The following is a 5,363-nucleotide window of genomic DNA, read 5'->3' on the forward strand; positions in this document are numbered from 1 at the left end:
GAACCGCTCGGGCCGCACCTGCTGGCGCGCCTGCAGCATCGCGGGGATTTCGGTTTCCATGGTGGTGTTCGAGCTCGGCACGATCTGGCCGATACGGAAAATTTTCTGCACTGTCGACTCCGTCATCTATGTGTTCTGTCCACCCGCCCTGGCGCCCGTCTTCGCGGCGACGCCCTGCACGGCTGGCCCGGAGCCTTCAATGGTCTCCGTAGCCTGCGAACGATTGTAGTGTACACATGCTATTTGCACAACAAAACCATGACTGAAGGAATATGCACGATTTCAGTGCCTGCTTAATGAATCAACCCCTTGAATGGTGCGTATTTTCACGCTTAACTGGCATTGAATCGGCTCATCCACTTTGATATCAGGGTTTTCCATAGGGGTGGCATGTCATTTCTTTACAAGCAAATTTCTCGTGTGTACACTCGATTCACCGATTGGCCAGACGGCCTGTTCAGACCCACATCACACCGCCAGGAGAAACATCGTGCAAGGCAAACCACGCATCGCAGTGATCGGCGCCGGACTGGGAGGGACGGTCGCGGCCGCCCTGCTGCAGCGCGCCGGACATCAAGTCAGGCTGTATGAGCAGGCGCCGGCGTTTTCGCGCCTGGGCGCCGGCATCCACGTCGGGCCCAATGTCATGAAGGTCATGCGCAGGATCGGCCTGGAGGATGCGCTCAACAACATGGGCTGCCACCCGGACTTCTGGTACAGCCGCGACTGGCAAAGCGGCGAAGTGATCGCGCAGATCCCGCTTGGCGACTATGCCCTGTCGCACTATGGCGCGAGCTACCTGACCGTGCACCGTGGCGACTTCCATGCCCTGCTGACCGAAGCGGTGGCGCCCGGCACGCTGCTGTTCGACAAGAAGCTGGCCAGCGTGGAAGACCTGGGCCATGTGGTGCGCCTGCGCTTTGCCGACGGCACCGTCGATGAGGCCGATATCGTGATCGGCGCGGACGGCGTGAACTCGCGCATCCGCGAAACCCTGCTGGGCGCCGAGCCGCCCAAGTACACGGGCTACGTGGCGCACCGCGCGGTGTTCCCGATCTCGCGCGTGAAAGGCTTCACCCACGAACGTTGCACCAAGTGGTGGTCCGACGACCGTCACATGATGGTCTACTTCGACACCAGCAAGCTCGACGAGATCTACTACGTGACCGGTGTGCCCGAGCCCACCTGGGACATGAGCAAGAGCTGGCTGCCCAGCAGCATCGAGGAAATGCGCGCCGCGTTCGACGGCTGGCATGAAGGCGTGCAATCGCTGATCGAAGGCACCGTGGAAGTGACCAAGTGGCCGCTGCTGGAGCGCGATCCGCTGCCGGTGTGGAGCCGCGGCCGCCTGGTGCTGCTCGGCGATGCCTGCCACCCGATGAAGCCGCACATGGCACAGGGCGCGGCGATGGCCATCGAGGACGCCGCCATGCTGGCGCGCTGCCTGGACCAGACCGGCGTATCGGACTTCGGTGCCGCCTTCGCACTGTACGAGGCCAACCGTGCCGAACGCGCCAGCAAGGTGCAACTGGTTTCGCACAACAACACGTGGCTGCGCACCAACGAGAACCCGGACTGGTGCTTCGGTTACGATGTGTTCAGCGTGCCACTGGTGGAAGCCGGGCGCGTGGCCGTCGCAGCCTGAGCCACGTCCCGGCAAGACCGCCGGGCGCCCCAAAAAAAAACGGGCGCCCGGCCACGCGAGTGATGTTCTAAAACGCCCCCAGCCCCACGATGAACACGCCCCGCCCCCTGTGCCTCCGGGTCAACCGGACCACATACCAGCTCGATGCCGAGGTCGATCCCGGCACGCCGCTGCTCTATATCCTGCGCAACGACCTGGCCTGCAACGGTCCTAAATACGGCTGCGGGCTGGGGCAGTGCGGTGCCTGCACGGTGCTGGTGGATGGCGTGGCGGCGCGTTCCTGCGTGATCCCCGTGAAAGCGGTGGCGCAGCGCGCCATCACCACGCTCGACGGGCTGGGCGCGCCGGGCAAGCCCGACCCGGTGCAGCAGGCCTTTATCGACGAACAGGCGGCGCAGTGCGGCTATTGCCTGAACGGCATGATCATGACCGCCAAGGCCCTGCTGGCGGAAAACCCGGACCCCGACGAGGCGCAGATCCGCGAGGCACTGCGCTTCAACCTTTGCCGCTGCGGCACGCATGTGGAGATCCTGCGCGCGGTCCGGCGCGCCGCCGTGCTGCTGCGGCAGGCCGCTGCCCCGGAAGGCACGCCATGAGCGGGCGCGACCAGCTCGTGATCGGCCAGGACAGCGTGACGGCATGGCAGCCGCCGCCCGAGCGGCAATGGCTGGCGGGCCACGTGATACGCCCTCCCGTGCTGGAATGGCACGCAGGCAGCCTGCGCAGCGCACGCCTGCTTGGATGCGACGAAGCCGCTGCGCGCGCACTGCCCGGCGTTGCTTCGGTAGTGCGGCGCGGCAATTTCCTGGGCATTGCCGCCGCCACGGCGCAGCAGGCCGCGCAGGCAGCCGGCGTGCTGCGCGCCCGCTGGCAAGCGCCCCCCAAAGCCGTGGACCCCGGCGCGCCGCTCACCCGCCGCCTGCTTGCCGCGCACGGTGACACCACGCAGGCCATGGCGCACGCCACGGGCCGGAGCGCGCAAGGCTATCAATGGCCGCTCTCCGGGCTGCAACCAGCAGGCTGCACCGCCGTCGCCGACTGGCGCGATGGCGCGCTGCGCGTCTGGCTGCCCAGCCGCAACCCCGGCGCCTTGCGCACGGAACTGGCGGCCCTGCTAGGCGTCGGCGAAGACCGCATCACGCTGGTGTGCTGGCAGGCCATGGACGGCGACAACGACCGCGCCGGCGAAGATGCGCAGTACGCCCATCATGCGGCTGCCGATGCCGCCTTGCTGGCGCAGGCCGCCGGCGGCACGGTCCGGATGCGCGTCGAAGCGCATGAACTGGGCGCCACGCAGGCACAGGTCAATACCCATATCGAGAGCGCATGGACGGTCGACGGCGAGATCGCGGCTTACGCAGTCAATGCGGCTGTCGATGCGCGCGGCAGCGCGGCCGTGATGGCGGCCCCGCCGCTTGCGCTTTGGCTGACCGGCACGCCGGCGCCGGTCGTCGAGATTGACCTGGATGCATCCGGCGCAAGCGACGAATCCAGGGGCGACGCCATCCTGCCGCCCTACCGCTTCGCCAGCCTGAGCGTGACGCAGGCCGGCGCGCCCGGCCTGCCGCGCGCCGCAGGCACGCCTGCCCAGACGGCAAGGGCCTATGTCTTCGCGCATGAATCGCACGTGGACGAGGTAGCGGCGGCCAGCGCACAGGATCCGGTGGCCTTGCGGCTGCGGCACCTCGACGACGCGCGCGGAGCCGGCCTGGTGCGCCGGGTCGCGGCGCAAGCCAACTGGCAGCCGCGCGGCGAACGCACGCAAGCCAACCAGAACGTACGGCGCGGGCGTGGATTTGCCTATGCCAGCACCATCGAAGCTGGCGAAGCCAACGCGGGCCAGCCCGTGCAAAGCTGGTCCGCCTGGGTGGCCGAAGTCGAAGTCGATGCCAGCACCGGCGAGGTCAGCGTGACCGGCGTCACGCTTGGCCATGACAGCGATGCGGGGGAGCAAGGCGCGGGCAACGCCCTGGCCTTGCAGCAGGAAGCCGCGCGGGCGGCGCAGCAACTCATCGCCGGCGGCAGCTTCGACAGCTGGCCGGCCGCAGCGGCACCGGCATTGCCTGCACGGCACGACGCCGGCCTGCCCGCGCTCGCCGCCGCGCCGTTGCCGCAGGTACGCATTGCCGGCGCGCTCGGTGCGGCAACCACCACGCTGGGTACCAGCGCGGCAGCCACCCTGCCCGCCGCGCCCGCCGTGGCCAACGCCATCTTCGACGCCACCGGCGTGCGCCTGCGCGAGCCGCCGTTCAGCGGCGAACGTATCCGCCTTGCGCTTGCCGCGCAGGGCAGTGCCGATGGCACCAACCAGCGAGGCGCCGCGCGCAAGCGCAACTGGCTGCTGGCCGGCGCCACCGCCGCCGTCGGCCTGTTCGCCACCGCGATGCCGTGGCGCGCGCCGATCGCGCCGGTCGTCCCGCCCGAAGCCGGCTTCTATTCCGCCGCCACCATCGAACGCGGCCGGCTGGTGGCCGCCGCGGGCGACTGCGCGGTCTGCCACACCGCACCCAACGGCGTGCGCAATGCCGGCGGGCTGGCGCTGGATACGCCGTTCGGCACCATCTACAGCACCAACATCACGCCTGATGTCGAGACCGGCATCGGCAACTGGTCCTACGCGGCGTTCGAGCGCGCCATGCGCCAGGGCATTCATCGCGATGGCCGGCACCTGTACCCGGCGTTCCCGTACACCGCCTTCGCCAAGGTCAGCGATGGCGACCTGCAGGCGCTCTACGCCTACCTGATGGCCGCCGAGCCGGTGCGCGCCAAGGCGCCGGAGACCGCGCTGGCCTTCCCCTACAACCTGCGTCCGCTGATGGCCGGATGGAACCTGCTGTTCCACCGCGCCAAGCCCTTCGAGGCCAATCCGGCCCGCTCGGCGCAGTGGAACCGCGGCGCCTACCTGGCCGAGGGCCTGGGCCATTGCAGCGCCTGCCATTCGCCGCGCAATGCGCTCGGTGCCGAACGCGGCGGCCGCCTCTACCTGGGCGGCGGCGAAGCCGAAGGCTGGGAGGCGCCCGCGCTGGGCAAGCTCTCGCATGCGCCGGTGCCGTGGACGGAACAATCGCTGTTTGAATACCTGCGCACCGGCTACGCGCCGCATCATGGCGCCGCCGCCGGACCGATGGCGCCGGTGGTGGAAGAACTGGCGCTGCTGCCGGAGGACGATGTGCGCGCCATCGCGCACTATGTGGCGTCGTTCGGCGAGACCGGGCCGGATGCGGCGGCGGCAAGCGCGCAAGCCATGTTGCTCGAGCAGCGCAGCGCCGACGCGGCGCGTGCGCTTGGCGGCCCTGCCGCGCGCCTTTACCAGAATGCCTGCGCGGTCTGCCACCAGGGCGACCAGGGCATCAGGCAGTTCGGCATCAAGCCGTCGCTCGCGCTCAATACCAACCTGCACGGCGACAAGCCCGACAACCTGATCCGCGTGCTGCTCGACGGTATTCCCACGCCGGCGGCAAGCGAACTGGGCTATATGCCGGCCTTCGGGGAAAGCCTCGACGACCGTCAACTGACGCAGCTGGTGCATTACCTGCGCGCCCGCTTCGCCCCCGACAAACCCGCATGGGAAAACGTGGACGACACGCTCGCGCGGCTGCGCGCAGCCCCATCTCATTAAGCAGGCACTGAACAAAATCAGGCCGGCCTGAGGCCACCGATCCGTCAATTTTTGCGGCAAGCCACCTTGCCGCCGCCCCCCCCCCCCCCCCCCCCCCCC

3 protein-coding genes and 1 pseudogene are annotated in these 5,363 nt (G+C 68.7%); 3 read left to right on the top strand and 1 reads right to left on the bottom strand.

Annotated features, from left to right (window positions below):
• Positions 1–111, bottom strand: a pseudogene (locus CF70_RS36010) (Asp/Glu racemase); the annotation flags it as partial.
• Positions 112–490: 379 nt separating this feature from the next.
• Between CF70_RS36010 and CF70_RS14140 the strand changes: the two are divergent.
• From CF70_RS14140 to CF70_RS14150, 3 genes are all read left to right on the top strand, one after another.
• The gene (locus CF70_RS14140; protein WP_035865447.1) at positions 491–1,645 is read left to right on the top strand and encodes an FAD-dependent monooxygenase; all 1,155 of its coding nucleotides are present in this window, start codon (positions 491–493) and stop codon (positions 1,643–1,645) included.
• A gap of 89 nt (positions 1,646–1,734) precedes the next feature.
• A complete protein-coding gene (locus tag CF70_RS14145; RefSeq protein WP_035865449.1) occupies positions 1,735–2,241 on the top strand; it encodes a (2Fe-2S)-binding protein in 507 nt (168 codons plus the stop codon).
• Positions 2,238–5,264 (top strand): c-type cytochrome, encoded by a 3,027-nt coding sequence (locus CF70_RS14150; RefSeq protein ID WP_051648430.1) that lies wholly within the window; start codon positions 2,238–2,240, stop codon positions 5,262–5,264. Before CF70_RS14145 ends, CF70_RS14150 begins: the two co-directional genes overlap by 4 nt.
• The last annotated feature ends 99 nt before the right edge of the window (positions 5,265–5,363 follow it).

This window comes from Cupriavidus sp. SK-3 (assembly GCF_000611145.1).
Classification (GTDB): domain Bacteria; phylum Pseudomonadota; class Gammaproteobacteria; order Burkholderiales; family Burkholderiaceae; genus Cupriavidus.